This window comes from Achromobacter marplatensis (assembly GCF_002209535.1).
Taxonomy (GTDB): Bacteria; Pseudomonadota; Gammaproteobacteria; order Burkholderiales; family Burkholderiaceae_B; genus Achromobacter; species Achromobacter marplatensis.
The window spans coordinates 57,795-83,221 of the sequence record NZ_NJIG01000016.1 but is presented as its reverse complement, the minus strand read 5'-3'; the positions used below and the strand labels follow the sequence as shown (position 1 = coordinate 83,221).

Sequence of the window (25,427 nt, the reverse complement as noted above, 5' to 3'; positions counted from 1 at the left end):
TGCTTTCAGGGCGCGCGGCCCACGAACATCTTGCGCACGATCCCGACGATCAGGGTAAGCACGGCGCCACCGACGCCACCACCCACCACGTCACCGGCGATCGTTGAAAGATCCAATCCGGTATTGCCTGCTGTTGCCGCCGCTCCCGCGCCGGCGGTGATCATGGGCGCCAGCCAGGAACCGCCCGCCAGGCCGCCGATGGCCCCTGCGATGGTGTTGCCGAGTGGGCCAAGATTGAACTGCTGGAGCATTTTCCCCAGTCCATTGCCACCGGCTGCGCCAGCGACAAGCTGGATGAGAAGATTGATGATGACCGCGGTGTTCATGATGCCTCCTTGCCCCGTGGGGCGATGTGCAACGCTAGAACAACAGCAAGACAACGTAACGACGCCAGCAGCAACGATTATTACTCGCAGACTTGCCGCCAGACGAGGGGTTAACGTGTAACAGGTTGCTAGTACCGCGGCAGACTACGCAAGAATGCTCGTCAGTTTGCAGGCGGCGTAGCGCGGCAGGCGCAAACCCCATCAGGCGCATGGTGCCGTGCGTCAGAACCTGATGGAAAACGCATAAGCAAAAGGGCCGCTGATCAAGCGGCCCTTCGTCTTGAAAATGCCTGTTTGCGGCGCAATAAGTGCGGCGCAAACAAATCGCGAAATCAGCCGCCGCCCACCGCGACGACAATCTCGATCTGGTCGCCGTCGGTCAGCGTGGTCTGTTCGTGCTGGCTCTTGGGCACGATCTCGCCATTACGCTCTACCGCCACGCGCTTGCCCGCGTAGCCCAGCGTTTGCAGCAGTTCGATGACGGTGGTGTCCAGCGGGAACTCCCGCGCGTCGCCATTCAGGGTGATGTGCATATCGGGTCTCCTCACTGTTTCGCGTAGGCGTCGGTGGCGGCGATCAGGCGCGCCAAGGTGCCGGGCTCGTCGAAGGCGTGGCCGGCGTCGGGCACCAGATGGAATTCAGCTTCCGGCCAGGCGCGATGCAGGTCCCACGCGGTGCGCGCGGGCGTGCAGACGTCGTAGCGGCCTTGCACGATGGTGCCGGGGATGCCGCGCAGCTTGTGGGCGTCGCGGATCAACTGGCCTTCTTCCATGAAGCCGGCGTTCACGAAATAGTGGTTCTCGATGCGGGCAAAGGCCAGCGCGGCGCGGTCGGCGGCGTGGCTTTGCTGGTGGCGCGGACTGGGCAGCAGCGTGATGGTGCTGTCTTCCCACTTGCTCCATGCCTTGGCGGCGCGCAGCTGCTCGGCGGTGTCGTCGCCCGTCAGACGCTTATGGTAGGCCGCCACCAGGTCGCCGCGTTCGGCTTCGGGGATGGGCGCCAGATATTCTTCCCAGCGGTCCGGGAACAGCCACGACGCGCCTTCCTGATAGAACCACTGGATTTCCGCGCGGCGCAGGCCGAAGATGCCGCGCACCACCAGTTCGCTGACGTGCGACGGGTGCGTCTCGGCATAAGCCAGCGCCAAGGTCGATCCCCAGGACCCGCCGAACACCAGCCACTTGTCCGCACCCATGATCTCGGTGCGCAGGCGCTCGATATCGGACACCAGGTGCCAGGTCGTGTTGTTGTCCAGGCTGGCGTGCGGCTTGGAACGGCCGCAACCGCGCTGATCGAACAGCAGCACGTTGTAGCGCTGCGGATCGAACAACTGACGATGCACGGGCGAACAACCGCTGCCCGGGCCGCCATGCAGGAAGACGGCGGGCTTGCCGTTCGGATTGCCCGACATTTCCCAATAGATCTGGTGGCCGTCGCCGGTATCCAGGATGCCGTGGCGGTAGGGTTCGATGGGCGGGTAGAGCATTAGGCGACTCGCTTGAAGATCAGGTCCCAGACGCCGTGGCCCAGACGCAGGCCGCGGTTCTCGAATTTGGTCAGAGGGCGGTAATCGGGGCGGGGCGCATAGCCGTCCGCCGTGTTGGCCAGCAGCGGTTCGCCGCTAAGCACTTCCAGCATCTGCACCGCGTAGTCTTCCCAGTCGGTGGCGCAATGGATGTAGCCACCCGGTGCGATGCGGCTGGCCAGCAGCGACACGAACGCGGGCTGCAGCAGGCGGCGCTTGTGATGGCGCTTCTTGGGCCACGGGTCCGGGAAGTACACATGCACGCCGGCCAGCGAATCCGGGGCGATCATGTCGCGCACGACTTCAACGGCGTCGTGCTGGATGATGCGCAGGTTCGGGATGCTGGAATCTTCAATGCGGCGCAGCAGCGAGCCCACACCGGCGTTGAACACTTCGACGCCCAGGAAGTTGTCGTCCGGACGGGCCAGCGCGATCTTCTCGGTGGTCTCGCCCATGCCGAAGCCGATTTCCAGCACCGTCGGCGCCTGCCGGCCGAAAGCGGCGGCGGGGTCCAGGCGGCGGGGCGCGTACGGAATGGACCACTGGCCCATCAGGCGCTCCAGCGCGGCCAGCTGGCCCTGGGTAATGTGGCCGCGGCGATGCACGAAGCTGCGGATGTGCGTGGCGCCCGGGCTGTTCGGGGCGTGGGCGGTGCTGGCCAGCGCGGCCTGGGTTTCCGGGGAAACGGGGGCTTGCGCAGCGGCGGGCGCGGCGGAGTCGGCGGTCGTGTCGGGGGTGTTCACGGGGGGCGTCGCGGGCTTGTCCGCGGGGTTGTTCGTATTCATAGCCCCGAATTGTAGTGGCAGGTGTGGCGGGGCGGAGTCGGCCGGATGGACTAAATTGGGGACGCATTTATGCCGAGGCTGCCGGAAGGCGCGGCAGGGAGGACAAAAATCCCCCTAGAATCCAAAAAAAGGCGCGCTATAATCGTCGGCTCTGCCCCGGCCCTGCGCCGCGGCACGACACCCGAGCGGGTGTAGTTCAATGGTAGAACGGCAGCTTCCCAAGCTTCATACGAGGGTTCGATTCCCTTCACCCGCTCCACTTCGATTTTTCACGAACCGCCACCGCACGCCGGTGATCGTCGCAAGCCATTCCCAGATTTCTGACCTGCCCGACCGGCGTGACTTCATTGCCTTCACATTGACGCGCGTGCCTGTTTCGCCGCCGGCGCTGCCGCCTGCGCGGTATCAGCACTGTCGGCGGCCTTCGCCGAGCGTTTCTTCAATTCCAGGATGACCTGGCCGCCCGACAGGATGTCGGTCTGGACGGCGACCCTCGCTGCCTGGCTATCGCGATTGCGCATCGCCGCCAGCAGGGAATAGTGACCGTCGATCATGTCGCGCCCACCTGCCGTATAGCACTGGGCGATCAACGGTCCCATCTTCAACCACAGCCGTTCCAGGATGCTTAAGAGCACCGGCATGTTGGCGATCCGACAGTACTCAAAATGGAAGTGCTGGTTCAGGCTGATGGCCGCCAGGACGTCGCCGGCGGCCAAGGCCTGTTCGTTCTGCTCGATCAGCGCCTCCATGCGCGCAATGTCTTCGGCGGTGGCGACTTCGGCGGCCCGCGCAGCGGCCATGCCTTCGAGCTCAAGGCGGATGTCGCGGATTTCCAGGTATTCGGGCAGGGTGACTTCGGCCACCCGGATATCGCGCGCGCTACGCATGGTCAGCGCGCCATCCTGCACCAGGCGCAGCACGCCGTCGCGCACGGGGGTGATGCTGGTGCCTAGCTCTGCGGCCAGCTCCCGGATACGCAGCCGGTCTCCCGGCCGTAGCTGGCCCTCCATCAGGGCGCTGCAGATTCTGGTGTAGACCCGCTTGCCCATGCTTTCGTACTGCATGGCGGAAAAGCGGGCTTCTGTTTGCGGCGGCAGCAATGTCGCAGGCGCGTCGGCGTTAGGGTCGGAATGCGGGCTTGCGCTCGGATGATGCATCAAAGTACGTGCCAAGAGTCTGAAGATCGCCACAGAGACGTTGGTCCGGGCGGGCGGATGGCGGGCTTGCTGCCCACTCCCTACTTTATCAGCCTTATAGGCGAAACCGGCATTCGAGGGCGGTTTCCCGGAATATTGCCGTCTTCGGGATTACACCGATATCGGGGCTTTTATATCTTGATGCATGATGCATCAAATATCTAAATCGGGATGTGTCGTGATGCTGTCGAATGCCGCCACCGGCTTGGAAGAACCGGTGGACGCCCTGCTGGTGAATTCGCCGCCGCCGATCCGGCTCAAGGATGCGGAACGCGTCGCCAGGGCCTGCTACCCCGGTTATGCGCAGTGCGCCCCGTTGTCGGGCGAGCGCGACATGAATTTCCGGATCAGCCGGGCGGACGGCGAGTCGCTGACGCTGAAGTTCATCAATGGCGCGGAAAGCCTGGACGAAACGCGCATGCAGATTGCGGTGCTGAAGCATCTGGAAGCGCGCAGTCACGGCATGGGCTCGGTGCGGGCGCCGCATCACCAGCCTGCCGACGCGGCAAGGCTGACAGAGGACTACCCGGATATCAGGCCGGGGTGCGGGGATGGCTCAGCGTCGCAGGACTGGCTGGATTTTCATGTGCCGGACGTCGCTGACCCTGTACGGGTGCGCGCCTATGGCTACCTGCCTGGCCGGGCGGGAACGGCCATGTCGGCCGCGCCGCAGTCCTGGTACGCCGTGGGCAGGGCGGCCGGGCAACTGGATGGGCAGCTTGCTGACTTCGAACATCCGGCGGCGCATCGCCTTTTCCTGTGGGATGCCTGCCAGGTGGCGCGCGTGCGGCCGATGCTGGGGGCAGTCGAGTCCGCGGACGAACGGGCGCGCATCGCTGCCTATCTGGACGTGTTCGAGCTGGACGTCATGCCTGCGCTGGCCGCGCTACCCAGCCAGATCATCCACAACGATCTGTCGCCCAGCAACATTCTGGTCGATGAGGCGGGCTCGGATCTGGCGGGCATCCTGGACTTCGGCGATATGGTCCACGCGCCGCGGATCGCCGAGATCGCCATTGCCGCGTCCTACCAGATGACGGCTGCCGGCAATCCCCTGGACGTGCTGTCGGCCGTCGTGGCGGGTTACGAGTCGGTGTCTGCGCTGACGCCGCAAGAGCGGCGCCATGTGCTGGACCTGGTGCTGGCCCGGCTGGTGCAGCGCATGGCGATTCCGTCCTGGCGCGCTTTGCGCTTTCCCGGTAATGGCGCCTACATCCTGCGCAGCCGGGCGGCGGCGACGGCGTTGTTCAACGAGCTGTACGACGAATGGAGCCGGGGCGCCCGTTGAGCGCGTCCTGCATGGAACTGCGCGACGCCGCGTACGAATCGAACCAAGGACATGCGATGACAGTAAACCGCAACGAAGCGCATCAAGACTTGTTGGCGCGGCGCAAGGCGCTGGGGCCGGCTTACCGGTTGTTCTACGAAGAACCGGTGGAACTGGTGCGCGGCGAGGGCGTGTGGCTGTACGACGCCTCGGGGCGTCGCTATCTGGACGCCTACAACAACGTACCCGTGGTCGGGCACGCCAATCCCGCCGTGGTGCAAGCGCTGTCGCGTCAGGCATCCAAGCTCAACACGCATACGCGGTATCTCCACGAAGGCGTGGTTAATTTCGCCGAGCGTTTGCTGGCGCTGTTGCCGGATGCGCTGGACACCGCCATGTTCACCTGCACGGGCAGCGAGGCCAATGATCTGGCGCTGCGCATCGCTTTCGAAGCGACGGGGCGCCGGGGCGTGATCGTTACCGAGAATGCCTATCACGGCGTGACGATGGCGCTGGCCGATGTGTCGCCTTCGCTGCGTCCTGTCGGGGCGCACGTCCGGACGATACCGGCGCCTTGCCTTCTGAAGGGAACGCCGCACGAGGTCGCGGCGAAGTTCGCCGCCTGCGTGGATGCTGCGGCCGACGAGCTGGAAGCCGCCGGCACGCCAGTGGCCGCGCTGATGGTCGACACCGTGTTCGCCAGCGACGGCATGTACGCCGATCCCGGCGAAGCGCTGACGTTGGCGGCCGAGCGCGTGCGCGCCCGCGGCGGCCTGTTCATCGCCGACGAAGTGCAAGGCGGCTTTGCCCGGATGGGCGCCAACTGGTGGGCTTTTCAGCGCGATAGCGTGATCCCGGACATGGTGTCCATGGGCAAGCCCATGGGCAACGGCCATCCGATCGGCGGCCTGGTCGTGCAGTCGCGCCTGGCAGAGGTCTTCGGCCGGCAATGCCGCTATTTCAATACTTTCGGGGGCAACACCGTGTCGTCGGCCGTCGGCCTGGCAGTGCTGGACGAGCTGGCGCGCATGGATGCGCCAGCCCACGTCGAGCGCACCGGCCAGGTCATGGCGCAAGCGCTGGACGAGCTGGCGCAGCGCCACGATTGCCTGGGGGCAGTGCGCGGGCAGGGCCTGTATTGGGGCGTCGACATCGTCGCGCCTGACGGGGATGCGGCGAGTGCCGCCCGCCTGACCCAACGAATCGTCAATGGGTTGCGCCAGTCCGGCGTGCTGCTCGGCACGGCCGGCCGGCATGCTTCGACGCTCAAGATCCGCCCGCCGCTTGTGTTCCAGCCCGAGCATGCCGGCCTTCTCGCCGCTGCCCTGGATGAGCAGTGCCGCACGGCGATGCGCTGAGCCACCAACAAGATAACTAGACGCTTCATAAGAAGACCGGTCCCACCCCACCACGTCGAACAAGCAAGGGAATCATCATGCGCAACACTATGTTCTTCAGAAAAACGGCTCTGCATGTCCTGCTGGCAGGCGCAGCCGCTCTCGGCGCAGGCGCGTCGGCCATGGCGCAGACGCATGGCGGCACGCTCAACGTCATCCTGAATCCCGAGCCTCCCGTCCTGATGCTGGGCCTGAACCAGCAGACGCCTACCCAAATCGTCGGCGGCAAGATCTACGAGAGCCTGCTGACCTATGATTTCAAGCTTAATCCCCAGGCCAGCCTTGCCAAGTCGTGGAGCGTATCGCCCGATGGCCTGACCTATACCTTCGAGCTGCAGGAAGGCGTGACCTGGCACGACGGCAAGCCGTTCGGCGCCGACGATGTGCTGTTCTCGCTCAAGGAATACCTGCCCGAGGTGCATGCGCGTGCCCGCAACAACCTCAGCCATGTGGCGAATATCGAGAAGACCGGGCCGCTCACCGTCGTCATTACGCTTAAAGAGCCGTACTCACCATTCATCAATGCCTTTGAAGTGTCGTCCGCGCCCATCGTGCCGGCGCACATATACAAGGGCACCGATTTCCGCAACAACCCCGCCAACCAGACGCCGATCGGCACCGGGCCGTTCAAGTTCAAGGAATGGCAGCGCGGCCGCTTCGTGCTGCTGGAGCGCAACGACAAATACTGGCGTCCCAACCTGCCGTACCTGGACAAGATCTACTTCCAGGTGATTCCGGACGCCAACTCGCGCCTGGTCGCGCTGGAAAGCGGCTCGGTGCAGGTCGCCAGTTTTGGCGACATCGATTTCGCCTTCCTGCCGCAGATCAAGGCCAACCCGCAGTTGGTGATCACGACCCAAGGGTACGAGTTCACTGGCTCGCACGCCGCGATCGAGCTTAACCATCGCGCCAAACCGCTGGATGACGCGCGTTTCCGCCAGGCCATCCAGTACGCCATCGACCGCAAGTTCATCGCCGAGCGCATTTTCTTCGGCGCTGCGCGCCCGGCCACGGGCCCGGTGTCGTCGGTCACGCGTTTCTACGACGACAAGCTGCCGCGCTATGACTACGACCCGAAGAAGGCTATTGCGCTGCTCGACGAAATGGGCCTGAAGCCGGATGCCAGCGGCAAGCGGGCCAGCATCAAACTGCTGGGCCTGCCCTATGGCGATACCTGGAACAAGGTGTCCGAGTACGTCAAGAGTTCGCTGTCCAAAGTCGGGGTGGAAGTGGTGCTGGAAAACACCGACGCGGGCAGCTGGGCGCGTCGCTACTCCAACTGGGAGTTCGATTCGGTGGTCGAGTACCTGTACCAGTATTCGGATCCGGCGCTGGGCGTGGATCGCACCTACCGGTCAGACAATATCCACAAGGGCGGCTACGGCACCAACACATCGGGCTATGTGAACAAGGACGTGGACGCCGCGCTGATCGCCGCCGCGAAGGAAGTCGACCCGGTCAAGCGCCAGCAGCTGTACTCGCAGGCCTACGGCCAGGTCGCCAAGGATGCGCCGACCGCCTGGTTGGTCGAACTGGCGTTCCCCACAATCACCAATAAGAAGGTCAAGAACGTGACGACGTCCGCCATCGGTGTGGCGGAAAGCTTCGCGACGACCTACATCGAGAAGTAAGAGGGAGAACGGATGATGAGGTGGCTGCGGCCCTTACTTTCCGTGCTGGGCAAGTCGGTCACGGTGCTGGTTGCAGTCGCCGTCATCAACTTCGCCCTGGTGCACATGGCGCCCGGCGACCCGGTCAGCGTGCTGGCTGGCGAAGCCGGGTCGTCCGACGCGAAGTTCCTGGAACAGCTGCGCCAGGAGTTCAAGCTCGATCAACCCCTGGTGGTGCAACTGGGGAGCTATCTGCAATCCATCGCCACGCTGGACCTGGGCTACAGCTACCGGCAGCAACGCCCCGTGTGGGACATGATTGCCGACCGCTTGCCGGCCACGCTGGTGCTGGCGATCCCCGCTTTCCTCATCGCCCTGCTGGGAGGGATCCTGCTGGGGGCGCTGGCCAGCCGTTACCGCGGATCATGGCTGGATTCGGTCATCACCGCGGCATCGCTGGCGTTCTACGCGACGCCGATCTTCTGGGTCGGATTGCTGCTGGTGCTGGGATTCTCGGTCAGCCTGGGCTGGCTGCCCGCGTTCGGCTACGAGACGATGGGTTCGTCGCTGACCGGCGTGCCGCGAATGCTGGACATTGCCAAGCACGCCCTCTTGCCCATCGTCACCCTGGCGGGCTTCAACCTGGCGGTCTACACCCGTCTGGCGCGGGCCTCCATGAACGAGATCCAGGGCGCCGATTTCGTCAAGACGGCGTGGGCCAAGGGCCTGTCTTCGGGCCGGGTGGTGTGGGTGCACCAGCTGCGCAACGCCGTGCTGCCCGTCATCACACTGGCCGGCATGCAGGCGGGTCAACTGATCGGCGGCTCGGTGCTGGTGGAAACGGTGTTCGCCTGGCCGGGTATTGGCCGGCTGGCTTTCGACGCGCTGCAGCAGCGCGACTATCCCGTCCTGCTTGGGGTGTTTTTCTGCACATCGGTGGTGGTGGTGGCGTTCAACCTGTTGACCGACCTGATCTACCGCGTCGTCGATCCTCGCATGCAGAGTCAATCATGAAGTCATTGATCAAGCGATATTTCAGCAATGCTGGCGCGGTGGTGGGGCTGGTCTGCCTGGCAGCCATCGTGCTGATGGCCCTGGGCGCTCAGTGGCTCTATCCGATCAACCCTTGGGACGCTACTGAAGCGCCGTTCCTGCATCCGTTCGAGCAGGCCGGCGCCTGGTTGGGGGCGGACTCCATGGGGCGCAACATCGCAGCGGGCATCGTGCATGGCGCGCAGGCCTCGCTGCTGGTGGGCGTGGTGGCGACCGTGGTCGCGGTGTTCATCGGCATGCTGGTGGGCGTGCCGGCCGGCTACCTGGGCGGGCGCTGGGACGAGCTCCTGATGCGCGTGACCGAGATCTTCCAGACCATTCCCAGCTTTTTGTTCGCCATTGTGCTGGTGGCGATCTTCCAGCCGTCTTTCGGTTCGGTGATTACTGCCGTGGCGCTGGTGAGCTGGCCGCCGATCGCCCGGCTGGTGCGCGCCGAGTTCATGCGGGTCAAGTCCAGCGAGTTCGTCGAGGCCGCCACGGTGCAGGGCTATTCGCGCACGCACATCGTGTTTGCCGAAATCCTGCCTAACTGCGTGTCGCCGCTGATCGTGATGGCTTCGCTGATGGTGGCCAACGCCATTCTGCTGGAGAGCGCGATCAGCTTCCTGGGCCTGGGCGATCCCAACCTGATGACCTGGGGCTACATGGTGGGCGCGTCGCGCACGTTTCTGCGCCTGGCTTGGTGGATGTGCCTGTTCCCGGGCGTGGCGATCTTCGTCACCGTGCTGGCGGTCAACCTGATGGGAGAGGGGCTCAATGATGCGCTCAATCCCCGTCTCCATCGCAAGGGGTGAGCCGTGGCGTCGTTGCTTCAGATTGAAAACCTGTCGATCTCGCTGCCGGCCGGCGGAGACCGCGCGTTTGCGGTGGAAGGCGTGAGCCTTGCCCTGAACCCGCGCGAAATCGTCTGCGTTGTGGGCGAGTCCGGGTCGGGTAAGTCCACGTTGGCGCATGCCGTCCTGGGCCTATTGCCGCGCGGCCTGCGGATCGCCGGCGGTGATATCCGGCTGGGAGAACTGCAACTGGCCGGCATGCCCCTGGGCGAGCTGCGTAAAGTGCGGGGCAAGCGCATCGCCATGGTGTTCCAGGAACCGCTCAGCGCGCTCAATCCGCTGATGCGCTGCGGACGCCAGATCGGCGAAATGTTGCGTACGCACGGCATGCGCCATGCCGCACAGGTGAATGCGCGTGTCGCCGAGCTGCTGACTTCGGTCGGCTTGCCGGATCATGCCCGCATTGCCGATTCCTATCCTTACCAATTGTCGGGCGGACAACGCCAGCGTGTCATGATCGCCATGGCCCTGGCGCTGGAGCCGGACATCCTGATCGCCGACGAGCCGACCACGGCGCTGGACGTCACCACCCAGGCGCAGATCCTGGCCCTGATCAAGGACATCCAGCAACGCGAGGGCCTGGCCGTGCTGTTCATTACGCACGACTTTGGCGTGGTGTCCGAAATTGCCGACCGGATCGTCGTGATGCAGGGCGGCCGCGTGATCGAGTCGGGCTCGGCGCAGCAGGTGCTGCGCGATCCCCAGGAGGCATACACGCAGTCGCTGCTGGCGGCCGTGCCGTCGTTCCGGCCACCGCCCGCCGGCGAGGTTCAGCCGGATGCCTTGCTTACGGTGAAGAACCTGCGCAAGACGTACGTGCGCAAGGGAAAGTGGTTCGGTCCGGCCCAGCAGTTCCCGGCGGTCAAGGGCGTGTCGTTCGACATCCGGCGCGGCGAGACGGTCGGGCTGGTGGGCGAGTCCGGTTCGGGCAAGTCGACCATCGGCCGCATGCTGGCGGGTCTGGTTTCTGTCGACGATGGCGAGGTGCGATTGCGCGGGGCCGACATGCTGGCAGACGGCGCATTCGCCGACCCGGCGCGGCGCCGTTCGGTGCAGATGATCTTCCAGGACCCGTATGGGTCGCTAAACCCCCGCCATACCGTGGCGCGCATCCTGACCGGCGGCATGCGCCGGCACGGCATGTCGGCCAGCGCGGCGATGGACAGGGCGCGCGAATTGATGCAACTGGTCAAGCTGGATCCGTCCGCGCTGGATCGCTATCCGCATGAGTTTTCGGGCGGCCAGCGCCAGCGTCTGGGCTTTGCCCGCGCCATCGCAGTGACGCCGGAACTGATCGTGGCGGACGAACCTGTGTCGGCGTTGGACGTCTCGGTGCAGGACCAGGTGCTGGCCATGCTGCGCCAACTCAAGCAAGAGCTGCATCTTTCCATGCTCTTCATCACGCATGATCTGCGCGTGGCCTCCCAGCTGTGCGACCGCGTCATCGTGCTCAAGCATGGCGAAATCGTCGAGCAGGGCCTGACTGCCCAGGTCTTGGAAAACCCGCAGCACGAATACACCCGCGAGCTGATTGCCGCGGTGCCCGGAAGAAGCTGGAAATAAACACACCCACACGCTTTATAGGATCGCGCAGTGAAAGCATTCATCTCCCCGACCCATGACGTGCCCTGGCCTGGCAACGCCATGATCCGTGGGCTGCTCAAACAGCACCACGATCGCGCCGAACGCAGCATCGAAATCCTTGCCGCGTTGAAGGATGACCTGCGTCTGGATTGCCAATTCGTGCAACGCGTAGCCGAACGTCCAGTGGAATTGTTCGAAGTCCACGCCCCGGACTATCTACATTATCTGGAGACCGCCTGGGACGAATGGTCCAAGGCGCCGGATGCGTCTTTCGAAGTGCGGCCCTACATCACGACGAATCGCTATTTCCCGACGTTGCGTACGCAGATTCCGGTGACGCTCGCCGGCCGCTATCTGGGCGATGGCGGCTCGCCATTGGTCCAGGACGCCTGGGTCAACATGAACGGCAGCGTCGACGCCGCGGTGGCGGCTGCCGACGCGATCATCGAAGGCGAACGCAGCGCCTACGCGCTGCTGCGGCCCGCCGGTCATCACGCCATGCGCGATCTGGCGATGGGCGGCTGCCACATCGCGAATACGGCGATCGCCGCGCAGCGTCTGGCCAAGCGTTTTGGCCGCGTGGCCGTGCTGGATATCGACGTGCACCATGGCAACGGCACGCAGCAGATCTTCTACGACCGCGACGACGTGCTGACCGTGTCGCTGCACGGAAAGCCAGAAACGCTGTTTCCGTTCATCTGCGGCTATGCCGACGAGATTGGAAGCGGCGCCGGCGAGGGCTACAACTGCAATCTGCCCATGGAGGGCGGCACGGCGATCAACGGTTACCTTGAGCACTTCGATCATGCCCTGGAACGGATCAAGGATTTCGCGCCAGGCGTGCTGGTGGTGGCGGCGGGCTTCGACACGTTCCGCCACGATCCGTTCGGCAACCTGGACATCGACACGGCCGATTACGCGGTACTGGGGGATCGAATCGCCCAGCTTGGCCTGCCCACCCTGTTCGTTCAGGAAGGGGGTTACAAGGTCGATACCCTGCGCGCCAATGTCAATTCGCTGGTCGAGGGCTATCTGAACCGCCAGGGAGCCTAGGCATGATGACTGTTGAACGCGAGGCGGGTGAGGGCCGTGTGGTGCTTATCAGCGGCGCCAGCCGGGGCATCGGGCTGGCCCTGGCACGTGAACTGCTAGCGCATGGCTGGCGAGTGTCGGCGGGGACACGCCAGCCTGTGGCGGCGCTGGCGGAGTATGGAGCGGATCGTTGTCATGGGGCGCCCTTCGATGCGCGGGATCCGGCAAGTGAAGCGGCCTGGGTGGCCGCGGCGCACGGCCATTTTGGACGAATCGACGCGATCGTCCATAACGCTGGCATCCTTAGCGGCAAGTCCGTGATCGAAGCGAGCGACCAGGACTTCGACGATATCTTCGCCGTCAACGTCAAGTCGCCCATGCGTCTGACGCGGTTGGTCTGGCCCCATTTACAGGCCGCGCCGGAGGGCAAGGTGCTTGTGATTGCCTCGCTGGCCGGCAAGCGCGTGCGGGCGGCGGAAGGCGGGCTGTATTCCATGAGCAAGGCCGCTGCACTGATGCTGGCTCATGGCATCCGCCATGCCGGCGAAGGGGATCGGATCCGTTGCACCGCAATCTGCCCGGGCTTTGTTGCCACCGACATGGCCGACGGCGTGGACGACTCCGTCAAGGCGCAATTGACCCAGCCCCAGGAAGTTGCCAGGATCGCCCGGATGGCGCTGGAGCTTCCCGCCACGGCCAGCGTGGCGGAAATACCGATCAGCTGGCGGGTGGAAACGGCTTATTGATCGGGAAGCGAGGCGGCGCTGCCGGGCTGGCGTCCGTCCGACCCATGCCCGGCTGGGTACAATCCGCTCCCTATGCGCTATTCCGACTTCGATCATCGCCTTGCCGCACTCGGCGCCCAGCCTGTCCATCGCGGCCGGCTCATGCGCGTCTGGCTGAACGGGCAGGCGCTTGACACCGGCACGCGGCGGCGGCGCGCAGAGGATTTCCTGCCGCTGGCGCTGCGCAATGCGTTGCCCGCCGTGACGGCGGAACTGGACGGTCTTGCCTGTATCCGTTCCGAGCATGCCGGCAACGACGGCTCGCGCTTGCTCGTCGACCTTGCCGATGGGCAGATGGTGGAAAGCGTGCTGCTGCCGCGTGACGGCCTGTGCGTGTCCACGCAGGTTGGTTGCGCGGTGGGCTGTCGTTTCTGCATGACCGGCAAGAGTGGCTTGATCCGCCAGGTCTCCAGCATGGAAATCCTGGCCCAGGTGGTGCTGGCACGGCGTCTGCGCGCGGTGAAGAAAGTCGTCTTCATGGGCATGGGCGAACCGGCGCACAACCTGGAGAATGTGCTCGAAGCGATTGACCTGTTGGGCACCGAAGGCAATATCGGGCATAAGAACCTGGTGCTCTCCACGGTGGGCGACCTGCGCGTGTTCGAGGCCTTGCCGAAGCAGCGGGTCAAACCCGCACTGGCGTTGTCGCTGCACACGACCAAGACCGAGCTGCGTGAACACCTGCTGCCGCGTGCCGCGAAAATCTCGCCGGGAGCGCTGGTCGAGCTGGGCGAAAAGTACGCCCGCGACACCGGATACCCGATCCAGTACCAGTGGACGTTGCTCAAGGGCGTCAACGACGGCGACGACGAGCTCGACGCCGTGCTGCACCTGCTGAAGGGCAAATACTGCGTGCTCAACGTCATCCCTTTCAATAGTCTTGAAGGGGACGACTACCAACGCCCCGATCCCGAACGCATCCGCGAGATCGTCCACTACCTTCATAGCCGCGGTTTGTTGACCAAGGTGAGGAACAGCGCCGGGCAGGATGTGGACGGCGGCTGTGGCCAGTTGCGCGCGCGAGCCGTTGGCGCCGAACAGGTCGTCGTGCTGCGTCGCCCGCGCACGCCCAGGCTGGAAGCCGCCTAGCGCCGCCTAGAGCCGCCTGAGCTATGCTCGCCCCAGCGTGTGAGGTGCGAAGCGGGCCTGCTGGCCGCTGGCATCGGCCGCACACCATCCGATACGATTCGATGTTATGGAAGGCCAGGTCGCTCAAGATGAATACGCCCGAGAACTCCCCATCGTCCGCTGCCCCTTACGGGTTGCGGCCTGCTGAAGCGCAGAAAAAGGTCACTGTCCCGACCTTCGCCGACATGCGCGCCCGCGGCGAGAAGATCGCCATGCTGACCGCCTACGATGCGACGTTTGCGGCGGTGGCGGATGCGGCCGGCGTGGACACGCTGCTGGTGGGCGATTCGCTGGGCATGGTGTGCCAGGGCGGCAATGGGACCGTCGGGGTCACGCTTGAGGACATGGCTTATCACACCCGATGCGTGGCGGAAGGCGTCCGGCGCACCGGGGGACGCTCGCTGATTGTGGCGGATCTGCCCTTTGGCAGCTATCAGGTGTCCAAAGAGCAGGCGATCACCTCGGCCGTGGCGCTAATGAGCGCCGGCGCGCAGATGGTCAAGCTTGAGGGCGGAGGATGGGTCGCGGAAACGGCTCGGTTCCTGGTGGAACGTGGCGTTCCGGTATGCGGCCATCTTGGGCTGACGCCCCAGACGGTGTCGTCACTGGGCGGGTTTCGCGTGCAGGGCCGTACTGATGAAGCCGCTGCGCGCTTGCGCGAAGATAGCGCGGCGCTTGAAGCTGCCGGCGCCACGATGCTGGTCCTGGAAATGGTGCCAGCGGCGCTTGCGGCCTCGATCACGGCGGATCTGGCCGTTTGCGCCACGATTGGCATTGGTGCGGGCCGCGGCACTGCCGGGCAGGTGCTTGTCCTGCACGACATGCTGGGCATCAACCTGGGCCGGATGGCGAAATTCGTCCACAACTTCATGGACGGCAGCGATGGAGTCAAGGACGCGATCGCGCGTTATGTACATGCGGTGAAGAGCGGGTCATTTCCCGATGACGCCAAGCATGCTTGGTAAGCCGTCGGCGCGGTTGCCGTCCGGCTTCGGGGCTGGGGCCGTGCCTTTTGCGGCAACGTTGCCTGCCTAGGCGGCCGGGTGGCGCGGCTTTTTCATGAGGGCTCCTGATCGAGTTTTGCATGGCGGTACAGCGCGGCCCGATCCAGGACCGTCAATCCGCCGTAGTGCGTCTGCAGGACGCCGGCCCGGGCCAATGTCACCAACGCGGTGTTGCAACGCTGGCGCGACACGCCGCACAGGCTGGCGATCTCTTCCTGGGATATCTTCAAGCGGCCGTTGGTGCCGGAATGCGCTTCGGCGTCCAGTTGCGCCGCGACGGCGCGTGCAACCGTGGTGTCGACATCCAGCAGCACGTTGCCCGTGTAAGAGGCCATCAGCCAGTTGACCCGATGGGCCAGGTGCGTCATCAGCGCCTTGGTGAACTCGATATTGTTGTTCCACAGGCGTTCGCAGGTGTCGCGCGGCAAGATCACGACCCGGCTGGGCCGTAGCGCCACCACTTCATATTCAAAGCGTTCCCGGCGGATCATGGTGGCTTCGCCGAACCAGCTGCCGGTACTGAAACCGGCCAGCGACAGGGATCGGCCGTCCGACCCCCGCGACGACCATTTCACCAGGCCTTCGACCACGCCATACCAGCCCGGGGACTTTGCGCCTTCGCGAAACAGGTATTCGCCCGTGCGCAGCGACACCACACGCAGCTCGGCGCGGACCACTTCACGTTCAAGTTGAGGCAAGCCGTTGTACCAGGGAACAACGTCCAGCATTTTGTCGACAGGGCATGGCGCCGGCCGTCGTTTGGCGCCTGGCGATTCGCTGCCGGTACCGGTGGGCGGTCCGCGCATAGTGCTCCCTATTCAGCAGTGATGTTTACGCACAGGTAAACCCTAGGGCGCTTTGTCAACTTGATGACTGTCCGCACTCGGGGTCCAGTCCCAGAATAGTTGAGGCCTTAAGAGCCAAAAACCATAAGAGGAGATGGGTATGTTGTCAATGCCACGCATGTTGTCCGGCACCGCGCTCGCTTGCGCGGGCGCTGCCTCGTTGCTGAGCGCGAGCATCGCGCATGCGCAGATTTCCGACGATGTTATTCGAATCGGGTTCATTACCGACATGTCCGGGGTCTATTCCGGCCCCGACGGCCCCGGCGGGGCAGAGGCCATCAAAATGGCCATCGAGGAAATGGGCGGCGAGATCAACGGCAAAAAGATCGAGCTTCTGACGGCGGACCACCAGAACAAGGCGGACATCGCGTCGGCCAAGGCGCGCGAATGGTTCGACCAGCGGGGCCTGGACATGCTGATTGGCGGCACCAATTCCAGCACGGCGCTTGCCATGTCCAAGGTGGCGGCCGACAAGAAGAAGCCGATCATCGTGGTGGGCGCGGGCGCCCCGGCGCTGACCAACGAGCAATGCACCCCCTACACCCTGAACTACGCCTACGACACCGTCGCGCAAGCGCGCGGCACGGGCGCGGCGGTGGTGAAAGCGGGCGGCAAGACCTGGTACTTCCTGACGGCGGACTACGCCTTCGGCAACGCGTTGCAGGCCGATACGACGAAGGTGGTCGAGGCGGGCGGCGGCAAGGTGGTGGGGTCGGTCAAGCATCCGCTGGCTTCCAGTGACTTTTCGTCCTTCCTGCTGCAAGCGCAAAGCAGCAAGGCGGAGATCCTGGCCCTGGCCAATGCGGGCGCCGACGCGACCAACGCCATCAAGGCGGCGAATGAATTCGGCATCACCAAGACGATGCGGCTGGCCGGCTTGATCATGTTCATCAACGACATCCATGCCATGGGCCTGGATGCGGCCCAAGGGCTGTACCTGACCGACAGCTGGTATTGGAATACTTCGGACGAGACGCGCGCCTGGAGCCAGAAGTTCTATGAGCGGCGCAAGGCCATGCCCTCGTCGCTGCAGGCGGCGGATTATTCGGCGGCGTTGCAGTACCTGCGTGCGGTCAAGGCCACCGGAACCGACGACGCGGACCGCGTGCTGGCGTACCTGCGCGAGAACAAGCTGAACGACCTGTACATCAAGGACGGCGTCGTCCGCCCGGACGGCCGGGTGGTGCACGACATGTACCTGTTGCAGGTCAAGACGCCCGAGCAGTCGAAGGCGCCTTGGGACTACTTCAACGTGGTGCAGACCATCGACGGCAGCGAGGCCTTCACGACCAAGGCGGAAAGCCGCTGCGCGCTGTGGAAGTAAGGAGAATCCCATGAGCAAACGCAAAGTCATCGTGACCATCGCCCCGACGGGGGGCATGGCGCTGAAAAGCCAGAACCCGCATCTGCCGACGCAGCCCGCGGAAATCGCCGAAGACGTCTACCGTTGCTACAACGCCGGCGCCAGCGTGGTGGCCCTGCATGCGCGGCGGCCGGACGATCTGGCCACCTGCAACGCCGACATCTATCGCGACATGAACGAGCGCATCCGCGCGCGTTGCGACATCGTCCTGAACAACTCCACGGGTGGGGGCGTGCATGGCGACATGGTCAAGGAGACGTCGCCCGGTACCTGGGAGATCCTGTGGGAAGAGCGGCTCAAGGGCATGGACGCCGGCGCCGAGATGTGCACGCTGGACGCCACCACCTTGAACCTGGCCTTCGGTGACCGCGAATACCTGATGAACACGCCGCTGACCCGGGCGCGCGAGATGGCGGCCGCCATGCAGGCACGCGGCATCAAGCCGGAGTGGGAGGTTTTCAGCCCGACGCACATCCTGCAGGATGCGACGACGCTCATCAACGAGGGCCTGGACGAAGCTCCGCATTTCATCAACCTGGTGATGAACGTGCACCGTAATTTCCAGAACGCCATGCCGTTTTCGCCGCGGCATCTGCAGATGATGGTGGACCTGCTGCCCAAGAACAGCATTTTCTGCGTCAGCGGCATCGGACCCGCGCAGCTGGAAGCCAATATCAGCGCCTTGCTGCTGGGTGGGCATGCGCGCGTGGGCCTGGAAGACAATCTGTACTACCGGCACGGGGAATTGGCTACCAATGTCCAGTTGACCGAGCGCATCGTGCGCGTGATACGGGAAATGGACATGGAACCGGCCACGCCTGCCGAGGCGCGCGAAATGCTGGGCCTGCCTTTGCGTAGCGGCAGCCGGCCGGCGTTCGCGCTGTGACCGGCCCCCAACCCTCCACCGACCAAGCAACATGATCGACTCATTGAAAGGCAAGCGCGTCCTCGTTACCGCAGGGGCGCACGGCATCGGCCTGGCCATTGCCCGCAAATTCCTGCAGTCGGGCGCCGACGTGCATATCTGCGATGTGAACGCGCAAGCGTGCGAGGCTGCGCGTGCCGCGCATCCGGCCTTGAGCGCCAGCGTCACGGACGTCTCTGACGAAGCCCAGGTGCTTGCCATGTTTGAAGACCTGTCCGGCCGATGGGGCAAGCTGGATGCGCTGATCAACAATGCGGGCGTGTCGGGCCCGACAAGCCGGCTGGAAGACACCGCGCTGGACGCGTGGCGGAATACGCTGGACGTGAATCTGACCGGAACCTTCCTTTGCTCTCGTAGCGCCGTGCCTTTGCTGCGGGCGGCGGGGGGCGGGTCCATCGTCAATATCTCGTCCGTGGCGGGCCGCCTGGGCTTTTCGTTGCGCACGCCTTACAGCGCCAGCAAATTCGGCCTGGCGGGCCTGACGCAGACCTGGGCCATGGAACTGGGCCCCGACGGCATCCGGGTGAACTCCGTGTTGCCCGGCGTGGTGGCTGGTGACCGCGTGGAACGCGTGATCGCGGCCCGTGCGACGGCGGGCGGGGTCAGCAACGATGACATGCGCAAGCAGCTGGTGGAGAAAGTCTCGCTGCGCCGCATGACGCAGCCGGAAGATGTAGCCAACCAAGTGGCGTTCCTGTGTTCGGACGAGGGCGCGATGATCAGCGGGCAAAGCATTTCCGTGTGCGGCAACGTGGAGCACCTGGGATAAGCCAGGGTCGGCCGCCGGATAGAATGGTCTGCTTCTATGGCAACCATTCCTCTGGCGAACAGACCGCATGACCCGGGCATTCGAACTTGAAACGCTGAAGATCCGCATGAACGATGCGGACCTTCAGCCGTTGGATCTGCATCAGCGCATTCAGCGGGCGCTGCGCGCCCTGATCCTGGACGGCGCGCTGGACCCGGGCGTGAAGTTGCCCGCGACGCGCGCCATGGCCACCTCGCTGGGGGTGGCGCGCGACACGGTCGAGAACGCCTACGTCCAATTGCACCGTGACGGCTACATCGTGCGGCGTGCGGGGTCGGGCAGCTACGTGTCCGACACCGTGGGCGCGGAGTTGCACGGGGCCGCAAGGCGCCGTATCAAGCTGGTCGACGACAAGCGCGAGGCGGCAGCGCCCGGCGCGGGCCTGAGCCGCCGGGGCAGGATGATATTCGACAGCGGTGGCGTGACGGATCAGCAGGCGGTCCGGGCCTTTGCCACGGGGCTGCCCGAGACCCGGACGTTTCCAACCGACATCTGGGAACGCTTGCAGCGCCAGGCGATGAAGGACCACCGCGGCCAGGTGTTGCTGCATGGCGACCCGCAAGGCGCCGCGCCGCTGCGCAAGGCGATCGCGTCCTATCTGAACCTGGAGCGGGGCGCCAACGTGTCGGCGGACCAGATCCTGGTGCTGAGCAGCACGCGGCAGGCCTTGTTCCTGTGCGCGCAATTGCTCGTGGATGCCGGCAAGCCGATCCTGTTGGAGAACCCGGGCTACTTCGGCGCGAAGAAGGCCTTCGAATCGGCCGAGGCCAGGATCGTGCCCATCGACGTGGACGAGCAAGGCATTCGCACGGACCTGCTGCGCGCGGACCGCAGCGGCGCCAACTGCGTCTACGTGACGCCCTCGCATCAATACCCCACGGGGGCGACGCTGTCACTGGCGCGCCGGCTGGAGCTGACACGCTGGGCGGCAGAGAACGGCAAGTGGATCATCGAAGACGATTACGACAGCGAGTTCCATTACGAAGGCTTGCCGACGGCCTGCGTGCAGGGCCTGGACAAGTATCAGCGCACGCTTTACATCGGCACCTTCAGCAAGACGCTCTATCCGGGCCTGCGGATGGGCTACATGGCGCTGCCCACCGAGCTGGTCAGCGCCTTTGCCTATGCACGCAGCATCCTGGACGGGCACACGCCGCAAATCTTGCAGCTGACCTTGGCTCGGTTCATGGAAGACGGGCACTACAACGCCCACATCCGCGCTATGCGCAAGCTGTACGCATCGCGTCGCGACGCCATGCTGCAAGCGCTGGACAAGCACATGGACGGCATTGCGGTGGCGTTGCGGCCGGAAGGCGGGTTGCAGATCCCTTGCCTGCTTGCCCGCGGCTGGTCCGAGGAAAAAACCATCCGGCAGGCGGCCGGCGCCGGCCTGTTGCTGCCGGGGCTAAGCCGCCTGTATGCCGGTGCAGACAAGCGGCAAGGCTGGATCCTGGGATATTCGTCGTTGACCGCGCACGAGATCGACACCGCCATGCGGCGCTTGTCTGCCGCGCTCAGGAAGCGGTAGGCGGCGAGGCTACGGTTTGGCCGGGTTGGCCGAATTTGGGATCAGCGCGCGGCTGCCGCCGTGCATCAGCAGGTGCGCCGTCAGGCCGGCGACAAGCCCCCAGAAGGCGCCGCCCACGCCCAGCAGCGTGACGTTGGCAGCCGTGGCCAGGAAGGTGATCAGCGCGGTTTCCCGGGTGCGGGCGTCGGCCATGGCGTTGGCCAGGCTGCCGCCGATGGCGCCCAACAGGGCCAGCCCGGCCAGCGTGGTGATGAAGGCCTTGGGCAATACCATGAACAACGTGGCCAGCGTCACGCCGAATGTGCCCACCAGGATGTAGAACGCCCCGCAGGCCAGCCCCGCAACGTAGCGCTTGCGCGCATCCGGGTGCGCGTCCGGTCCCGTGCAGATGGCTGCGGTGATGGCCGCCACGTTGAACGCGTGGGCGCCGAACGGGGCCATGATCAACGAACCCAGGCCGGTCACCGTCAGGATGGGATTCGCGCTGGTTTTGAAGCCGTCGTTGCGCAGCACCAGCATGCCCGGCATGTATTGGCCCGTCAGGGTGATGATGAATAGAGGCAGTGCGACGCCCAGCAGCGCCTGCACTGAAAAGCGGGGCATTTCGAAAACGGGCGCGGCCAGGCGCAGGTGGATGGCCGAGAAGTCGATCCGATGCTGTGCGATCAGCATCGCCACGCCGATTGCAAGGATGCCGACCACCGCGAAGCGTGAGGTATAGCGCTTGAGCAGCGCATACGAGATGACCAGCACGATGACCAGCAGCGGGTCGACGCTGGCGCCGCCGAATGCGTTGACGCCGAACTGCAGCAGGATGCCGGCCAGCAGGCCGGCCGCGATGCCGCCGGGGATCATGCGCACCAGTTTCTCAAACGCACCGGACCAGCCCAGCAGAATGAAGCCCAATGCCGAGATCACATAGGCGCCGATCACTTCGCCATAGGGCGTGAACGGCATTACGGTGGCCAGGAAGGCCACGCCCGGCGTCGACCAGGCCGTGATGATGGGTTCCTTGTAGCGAAAACTGAGCAGGGCGCCGGTAACGCCCACGCCGATGGAAACGGCCCACACCCAGGACGCCGTCTGGGCGGGCGTCAGCCGGGCCAGTTCGGCCGCCTGGAATACCAGCACGAAGGTCCCGCCGTAGTTAACGAGGACCGAGATCAGGGCGGCGACGGTGGGCGAAAAGAAGTCGGCGGGTCGAAGGCGAGCCGGCGATGTCGTCATGAATCACTCCAGATTGCGAAAGGGGCCGCAGGGCGCGCAGCCGGAACAAGGCGCAAAGTGTAGGAGTGATGTGGACTGGCATCTCATGCCACATCGGAATGCTTCAACAGACCGCTTTTGGTGCTATGCCTGCACCTTCGCGGGCTCGTAGAAGCAATAGCCGCTGTTGCGCAGCGTCTTGACCGGGAGCGTCTGTCCGCTGACGTCTTCCACGCGACGCCGCAATCGGCGCATCTGCGTATCCAGGCGGCGCTGGTCGTAGTCCAGGTAGTCGAAGCCCAGTGCTTCGATGATCTGCCGGCGGCTGATGTTCTCGCCGGGTTGGCTCATCAGGCAGCGCAACACCAACAGGTCCTGCTGCGACAGCGGCACGGCCGGCGCGCCGGGAATGATCAACCGGCGAGGCCCCACTTCCAGGGTCCAGTTGGGCGCTGTCGGTTGGACTGCAGGCGGCGGGAGCCGCTGCAGCCCCAGGCGGCGCTCCAGGGCGGCCAGCACGGCGGCCAGTTCGTCCAGGTCGCAACCTTTGCCCAAGTAATGGTCGGCGCCTAGCCCCAGTCCGGAAATCCGGTCTGCGCTGGTCTGACGCGCGCTGAACACCACGATGCCCACTTGCTGGCCTTCCTGACGCAGGCGTTGGATCAGGTCCAGGCCGCAGCCGTCCGGCAAGCCGATGTCGATCACCGCCAGGCGATGGCGGTCGGCGTCAAAATGCCGGTCGAATTCTTGCAGGCTGGACACGCAGCTGGGCGCGTAGCCAAGCTCTTCCAGAAACTCGCCCAGCTCTTGGCGCAAGACGGGTTCGTCTTCCAGCAGGATGACCTCAGGCATGGGACACGCCCGCGTGGGAACCGCTGTAGGGGTGGTGTAATCTGCGTGGCTGCACGGGATTGCGACTCGATGAAACGGAAATATTACCCCACGGTGTGGGCGGGATTGATGCTGTTGGCGCTGACCTTGGTCGCCGCACTGGCGGGCGCCGGGCAGGCGCGCGCAGAGCCCCTGCATCTGAACGCGCAGGTGCGGCTGGCGGACGCCGCGGGCCATTTGGAACGCCTGGACGATCCGGCCGGTACGTTGACGGTAGACGAAGCGGCCGATGCATCGGGGTGGGCGGGCCTGCCGGCTGGCCTGAGCGCGGGTTTCACCCCGTCCACCGTCTGGCTGCGTCTGCCGGTGCAGGTGGATGATCTGGCGCGCGGGGGCTGGATGCTGCGGTTGAGCAACGCGCTGCTGGACGATGTGCGCTTATACGTCCATCAGGATGGCGACTGGAGGCCGCTGGGGTACAGCGGGGAGGACGTGCGGCGGCGCGATTGGCCGGTGGACTATCGCACCCCGGTGATTCAGTTTGATCCGCCCGCGCCGGGGTCCTATGTGATCCTGGCGCGGCTGCAAAGCAAAAACGCCATGGCGACGCGCCTGGAGGTCTGGCAGCGGTTGGCGTTCGATAACCAGTCGCGGCGCGAAGGGCTGCTGTTCGGCCTGTATTTCGGCTTTTATCTGCTGCTGATCTGCGTGCACGCCGTATTCTGGTGGGCGACGCGCGCACCCATGAGCGGCTTGTTCCTGGCCTACATCGGCAATTGTGTTTTCAATGAAGTGATGTCGCTGGGACTGGTGCAGCAGCTGACGGGCTTGCCGGTGGGCTGGAGCGACCGGATGCTGGGCGTGGGCATTGCGGTGAGCTTGCCGGTGGCGTTGCGGATTGCCTTTGCCCAGCTGAATCTGGGCGCGCTGTATCCGCGTGCGGTGCGCTGGCTGGAGCGGTTGTTCTGGGGTATTGCTGTGGTGTGCTCGGCCCTGGTCGTGTCGGGACACTACGGGTGGGGTATGCAACCGATCCAGTTGCTGGCCTTGGCGCTGATCGTGGGGTTTACGACGCTGGCCGCCTATCTGCTGAAAAAGGGCTGGCGTCCGGCGCGCTTTTTCGCCCTGGCTTTCGGGGTGTTCTATATCGGCGTGCTGATTGCCTTCTTGCGCAATCTGGGCGTGCTGCCAGTCAACGTGTTCACGGAATACGTCTCTACGCTGGGCACGATGCTGCACATGCTGCTGCTCAGCCTGATCATCGTGGGGCGCTACGAGCGCCAGCGCCGCGACATGGAGCGCCAGCAGGCCAATCTGGCGGCCGACATGGCGCGCCAGCACAGCCATCGGCTGGAGCAGGAGGTGGCGTTGCGCACGGCCGAAATGCAGGGCGAGATCCAGCGGCGGGTCGAACTTGAGGATGAACTGCGCGCATCGCTGGAACAGGAACGTCGCGTGTTCGCCGAGCAACGCGAATTCGTGGCGATGGTGTCCCATGAATTCCGTACGCCGCTTGCCATCATCACGACATCGGCGCAGCAACTGGGCCGCAATCTGGCCGCGCCCGTCGAGAAAAGCCTGGCGCGCTGCGGCAATATCCGCGATGCGGCCATGCGCCTGTTGGCGCTGGTCGACGAATACCTGACCCATGACCGTATGCGCGAACCTAGCGCCGAATTGCGCCTGACGCAATGCGACCTGCTGGCGCTGCTGGCGGATTTGAACCGCGAGTTTCCCGCAGGCCGCATCCAGTGCGTCTATGGCGCGGGCGAACACGTCTTGCTGTGCGACGCCGGCTTGCTGCGCATCGCGTTGCGCAACTTGCTGGCCAATGCCGACCGGCATTGCGCGCCGGGCAGGGCGGTTCGAGTGACGCTACGCGAAGAGGGCGACTGCCTGCATATCGACGTGGCCAACTCCGGCGACCGCATTGCTTCCGCCGAGCAGGCGCGCCTGTTCCAGAAGTACTACCGGGGCCCGAACGCCTTGCGCCATCCAGGTGCCGGCTTAGGGCTATACCTGGTCAGGACAATCGCCGAGCGCTTGGGCGGTTCGGTGTTCCTGAAGAGCGCGGGTGGGGCTGAGCCGGTGTGTTTCTGCCTGAGCCTGCCGCGCCGGCTGAAGGGAGCGGGGGCAGGCTGATCGCGCCGGGGATGGCGCCGCCCGCGGTGTCGACACCCGACAATCTGTTGCAGAAAAGCATCTATATGTTTCTGGCCGGGCTAGCGCCTGGAGGGATAACTTCGCCCAATTGCACGCTACATCGCGCTTTTTTGAATCCCGTAAGCCGAATTCTCGAACATTTTCGACTTGCTTAGATTTGCTCAGATTTAAAAACGCAATCATCGGTATATTTCAGCAGCGAAATTTACAAATTGTGACGCTGTCCGATTCAG

23 protein-coding genes and 1 tRNA gene are annotated in these 25,427 nt (G+C 64.7%); 16 read left to right on the top strand and 8 right to left on the bottom strand.

All coding sequences use genetic code 11. The features are described 5' to 3' along the window. Window positions 1-5: 5 nt before the first annotated feature. From CEY09_RS25860 to trmB, 4 genes are all read right to left on the bottom strand, one after another. Window positions 6-326: a hypothetical protein gene (locus CEY09_RS25860; RefSeq protein WP_006222390.1), complete on the bottom strand. Its 321-nt coding sequence runs from the start codon at window positions 324-326 to the stop codon at window positions 6-8. A gap of 332 nt (window positions 327-658) precedes the next feature. Then, complete coding sequence (thiS, locus tag CEY09_RS25855; RefSeq protein WP_006222389.1) at window positions 659-859, bottom strand: sulfur carrier protein ThiS; 201 nt, start codon at window positions 857-859, stop codon at window positions 659-661. Window positions 860-870: 11 nt separating this feature from the next. Continuing rightward, complete coding sequence (gene pip / locus CEY09_RS25850; RefSeq protein WP_088590795.1) at window positions 871-1,812, bottom strand: prolyl aminopeptidase; 942 nt, start codon at window positions 1,810-1,812, stop codon at window positions 871-873. After that, window positions 1,812-2,636 (bottom strand): tRNA (guanosine(46)-N7)-methyltransferase TrmB, encoded by an 825-nt coding sequence (trmB, locus tag CEY09_RS25845; RefSeq protein ID WP_006222387.1) that lies wholly within the window; start codon window positions 2,634-2,636, stop codon window positions 1,812-1,814. The genes pip and trmB overlap by 1 nt, the downstream gene beginning before the upstream one ends. Before the next feature lie 185 nt (window positions 2,637-2,821). Between trmB and CEY09_RS25840 the strand changes: the two genes are divergently transcribed. Further along, window positions 2,822-2,895, top strand: a tRNA-Gly gene (locus tag CEY09_RS25840). Between the two features lie 94 nt (window positions 2,896-2,989). Here CEY09_RS25840 and CEY09_RS25835 read toward each other — a convergent pair. Beyond that, window positions 2,990-3,700: a GntR family transcriptional regulator gene (locus CEY09_RS25835; protein ID WP_088590832.1), complete on the bottom strand. Its 711-nt coding sequence runs from the start codon at window positions 3,698-3,700 to the stop codon at window positions 2,990-2,992. A 313-nt stretch (window positions 3,701-4,013) separates the two neighbouring features. Here CEY09_RS25835 and CEY09_RS25830 point away from each other — a divergent pair, with 313 nt between their 5' ends. The 10 genes from CEY09_RS25830 (at window position 4,014) to panB (ending at window position 15,486) form a co-directional block, all read left to right on the top strand. Continuing rightward, window positions 4,014-5,120 (top strand): phosphotransferase, encoded by a 1,107-nt coding sequence (locus CEY09_RS25830; protein WP_158218685.1) that lies wholly within the window; start codon window positions 4,014-4,016, stop codon window positions 5,118-5,120. 11 nt (window positions 5,121-5,131) lie between these two features. Then, a complete protein-coding gene (locus CEY09_RS25825) occupies window positions 5,132-6,457 on the top strand; it encodes an aspartate aminotransferase family protein (protein WP_088590793.1) in 1,326 nt (441 codons plus the stop codon). 77 nt (window positions 6,458-6,534) lie between these two features. Next, the gene (locus tag CEY09_RS25820) at window positions 6,535-8,127 is read left to right on the top strand and encodes an ABC transporter substrate-binding protein (RefSeq protein WP_088590792.1); all 1,593 of its coding nucleotides are present in this window, start codon (window positions 6,535-6,537) and stop codon (window positions 8,125-8,127) included. Between the two features lie 15 nt (window positions 8,128-8,142). Next, window positions 8,143-9,120, top strand: a complete 978-nt coding sequence (locus CEY09_RS25815) for an ABC transporter permease (protein WP_202803386.1) — start codon at window positions 8,143-8,145, stop codon at window positions 9,118-9,120. Beyond that, a complete protein-coding gene (locus CEY09_RS25810; RefSeq protein ID WP_006222381.1) occupies window positions 9,117-9,953 on the top strand; it encodes an ABC transporter permease in 837 nt (278 codons plus the stop codon). The genes CEY09_RS25815 and CEY09_RS25810 overlap by 4 nt, the downstream gene beginning before the upstream one ends. Window positions 9,954-9,956: 3 nt before the next feature. Continuing rightward, a complete protein-coding gene (locus CEY09_RS25805) occupies window positions 9,957-11,555 on the top strand; it encodes an ABC transporter ATP-binding protein (protein WP_088590791.1) in 1,599 nt (532 codons plus the stop codon). A 30-nt stretch (window positions 11,556-11,585) separates the two neighbouring features. Next, entirely contained in the window at window positions 11,586-12,629 is a 1,044-nt protein-coding gene (locus tag CEY09_RS25800; protein WP_088590790.1) for a histone deacetylase family protein, read from the top strand. A 2-nt stretch (window positions 12,630-12,631) separates the two neighbouring features. Continuing rightward, a complete protein-coding gene (locus tag CEY09_RS25795) occupies window positions 12,632-13,354 on the top strand; it encodes an SDR family NAD(P)-dependent oxidoreductase (protein WP_088590789.1) in 723 nt (240 codons plus the stop codon). Window positions 13,355-13,426: 72 nt separating this feature from the next. Beyond that, window positions 13,427-14,482 carry an RNA methyltransferase gene (locus tag CEY09_RS25790; RefSeq protein WP_088590788.1) on the top strand — a complete coding sequence of 352 codons (1,056 nt, stop codon included), beginning with the start codon at window positions 13,427-13,429 and terminating at the stop codon, window positions 14,480-14,482. A 128-nt stretch (window positions 14,483-14,610) separates the two neighbouring features. Continuing rightward, the gene (panB, locus tag CEY09_RS25785) at window positions 14,611-15,486 is read left to right on the top strand and encodes a 3-methyl-2-oxobutanoate hydroxymethyltransferase (protein WP_088590787.1); all 876 of its coding nucleotides are present in this window, start codon (window positions 14,611-14,613) and stop codon (window positions 15,484-15,486) included. Between the two features lie 92 nt (window positions 15,487-15,578). On the opposite strand, the gene CEY09_RS25780 is transcribed toward panB, so the two are convergent. Beyond that, the gene (locus CEY09_RS25780; RefSeq protein WP_088590786.1) at window positions 15,579-16,253 is read right to left on the bottom strand and encodes a Crp/Fnr family transcriptional regulator; all 675 of its coding nucleotides are present in this window, start codon (window positions 16,251-16,253) and stop codon (window positions 15,579-15,581) included. Window positions 16,254-16,479: 226 nt separating this feature from the next. Here CEY09_RS25780 and CEY09_RS25775 point away from each other — a divergent pair, with 226 nt between their 5' ends. The 4 genes from CEY09_RS25775 (at window position 16,480) to pdxR (ending at window position 20,994) form a co-directional block, all read left to right on the top strand. After that, entirely contained in the window at window positions 16,480-17,694 is a 1,215-nt protein-coding gene (locus tag CEY09_RS25775; protein ID WP_006222374.1) for an ABC transporter substrate-binding protein, read from the top strand. A gap of 10 nt (window positions 17,695-17,704) precedes the next feature. Next, window positions 17,705-18,619: a beta-keto acid cleavage family enzyme gene (locus CEY09_RS25770; RefSeq protein WP_088590785.1), complete on the top strand. Its 915-nt coding sequence runs from the start codon at window positions 17,705-17,707 to the stop codon at window positions 18,617-18,619. A gap of 31 nt (window positions 18,620-18,650) precedes the next feature. Next, window positions 18,651-19,427 carry an SDR family oxidoreductase gene (locus CEY09_RS25765; protein ID WP_088590784.1) on the top strand — a complete coding sequence of 259 codons (777 nt, stop codon included), beginning with the start codon at window positions 18,651-18,653 and terminating at the stop codon, window positions 19,425-19,427. 67 nt (window positions 19,428-19,494) lie between these two features. After that, on the top strand, window positions 19,495-20,994 hold the full coding sequence (gene pdxR, locus CEY09_RS25760) for a MocR-like pyridoxine biosynthesis transcription factor PdxR (protein ID WP_088590783.1): 1,500 nt from the start codon (window positions 19,495-19,497) through the stop codon (window positions 20,992-20,994). A gap of 9 nt (window positions 20,995-21,003) precedes the next feature. Here pdxR and CEY09_RS25755 read toward each other — a convergent pair whose 3' ends face one another. Continuing rightward, window positions 21,004-22,221 carry a benzoate/H(+) symporter BenE family transporter gene (locus CEY09_RS25755; RefSeq protein ID WP_088590782.1) on the bottom strand — a complete coding sequence of 406 codons (1,218 nt, stop codon included), beginning with the start codon at window positions 22,219-22,221 and terminating at the stop codon, window positions 21,004-21,006. 123 nt (window positions 22,222-22,344) lie between these two features. Then, complete coding sequence (locus CEY09_RS25750; RefSeq protein ID WP_088590781.1) at window positions 22,345-23,052, bottom strand: response regulator transcription factor; 708 nt, start codon at window positions 23,050-23,052, stop codon at window positions 22,345-22,347. A gap of 69 nt (window positions 23,053-23,121) precedes the next feature. Between CEY09_RS25750 and CEY09_RS25745 the strand changes: the two genes are divergently transcribed. Continuing rightward, window positions 23,122-25,173 carry a sensor histidine kinase gene (locus CEY09_RS25745; protein WP_175216770.1) on the top strand — a complete coding sequence of 684 codons (2,052 nt, stop codon included), beginning with the start codon at window positions 23,122-23,124 and terminating at the stop codon, window positions 25,171-25,173. Window positions 25,174-25,427: the final 254 nt, after the last annotated feature.

Coding starts and splice junctions, on each gene's coding strand:
- CEY09_RS25775 (WP_006222374.1), top strand. CDS start 16,480: ATGCCACGCATGTTGTCCGGCACCGCGCTCGCTTGCGCGGGCGCTGCC.
- CEY09_RS25815 (WP_202803386.1), top strand. CDS start 8,143: ATGAGGTGGCTGCGGCCCTTACTTTCCGTGCTGGGCAAGTCGGTCACG.
- thiS (WP_006222389.1), bottom strand. CDS start 859: ATGCACATCACCCTGAATGGCGACGCGCGGGAGTTCCCGCTGGACACC.
- CEY09_RS25755 (WP_088590782.1), bottom strand. CDS start 22,221: ATGACGACATCGCCGGCTCGCCTTCGACCCGCCGACTTCTTTTCGCCC.
- CEY09_RS25770 (WP_088590785.1), top strand. CDS start 17,705: ATGAGCAAACGCAAAGTCATCGTGACCATCGCCCCGACGGGGGGCATG.
- CEY09_RS25830 (WP_158218685.1), top strand. CDS start 4,014: ATGCTGTCGAATGCCGCCACCGGCTTGGAAGAACCGGTGGACGCCCTG.
- CEY09_RS25835 (WP_088590832.1), bottom strand. CDS start 3,700: ATGCAGTACGAAAGCATGGGCAAGCGGGTCTACACCAGAATCTGCAGC.
- pip (WP_088590795.1), bottom strand. CDS start 1,812: ATGCTCTACCCGCCCATCGAACCCTACCGCCACGGCATCCTGGATACC.
- CEY09_RS25745 (WP_175216770.1), top strand. CDS start 23,122: ATGAAACGGAAATATTACCCCACGGTGTGGGCGGGATTGATGCTGTTG.
- CEY09_RS25795 (WP_088590789.1), top strand. CDS start 12,632: ATGATGACTGTTGAACGCGAGGCGGGTGAGGGCCGTGTGGTGCTTATC.
- CEY09_RS25860 (WP_006222390.1), bottom strand. CDS start 326: ATGAACACCGCGGTCATCATCAATCTTCTCATCCAGCTTGTCGCTGGC.
- CEY09_RS25810 (WP_006222381.1), top strand. CDS start 9,117: ATGAAGTCATTGATCAAGCGATATTTCAGCAATGCTGGCGCGGTGGTG.
- pdxR (WP_088590783.1), top strand. CDS start 19,495: ATGACCCGGGCATTCGAACTTGAAACGCTGAAGATCCGCATGAACGAT.
- CEY09_RS25825 (WP_088590793.1), top strand. CDS start 5,132: ATGGAACTGCGCGACGCCGCGTACGAATCGAACCAAGGACATGCGATG.
- CEY09_RS25765 (WP_088590784.1), top strand. CDS start 18,651: ATGATCGACTCATTGAAAGGCAAGCGCGTCCTCGTTACCGCAGGGGCG.
- trmB (WP_006222387.1), bottom strand. CDS start 2,636: ATGAATACGAACAACCCCGCGGACAAGCCCGCGACGCCCCCCGTGAAC.
- panB (WP_088590787.1), top strand. CDS start 14,611: ATGAATACGCCCGAGAACTCCCCATCGTCCGCTGCCCCTTACGGGTTG.
- CEY09_RS25820 (WP_088590792.1), top strand. CDS start 6,535: ATGCGCAACACTATGTTCTTCAGAAAAACGGCTCTGCATGTCCTGCTG.
- CEY09_RS25750 (WP_088590781.1), bottom strand. CDS start 23,052: ATGCCTGAGGTCATCCTGCTGGAAGACGAACCCGTCTTGCGCCAAGAG.
- CEY09_RS25780 (WP_088590786.1), bottom strand. CDS start 16,253: ATGCTGGACGTTGTTCCCTGGTACAACGGCTTGCCTCAACTTGAACGT.
- CEY09_RS25790 (WP_088590788.1), top strand. CDS start 13,427: ATGCGCTATTCCGACTTCGATCATCGCCTTGCCGCACTCGGCGCCCAG.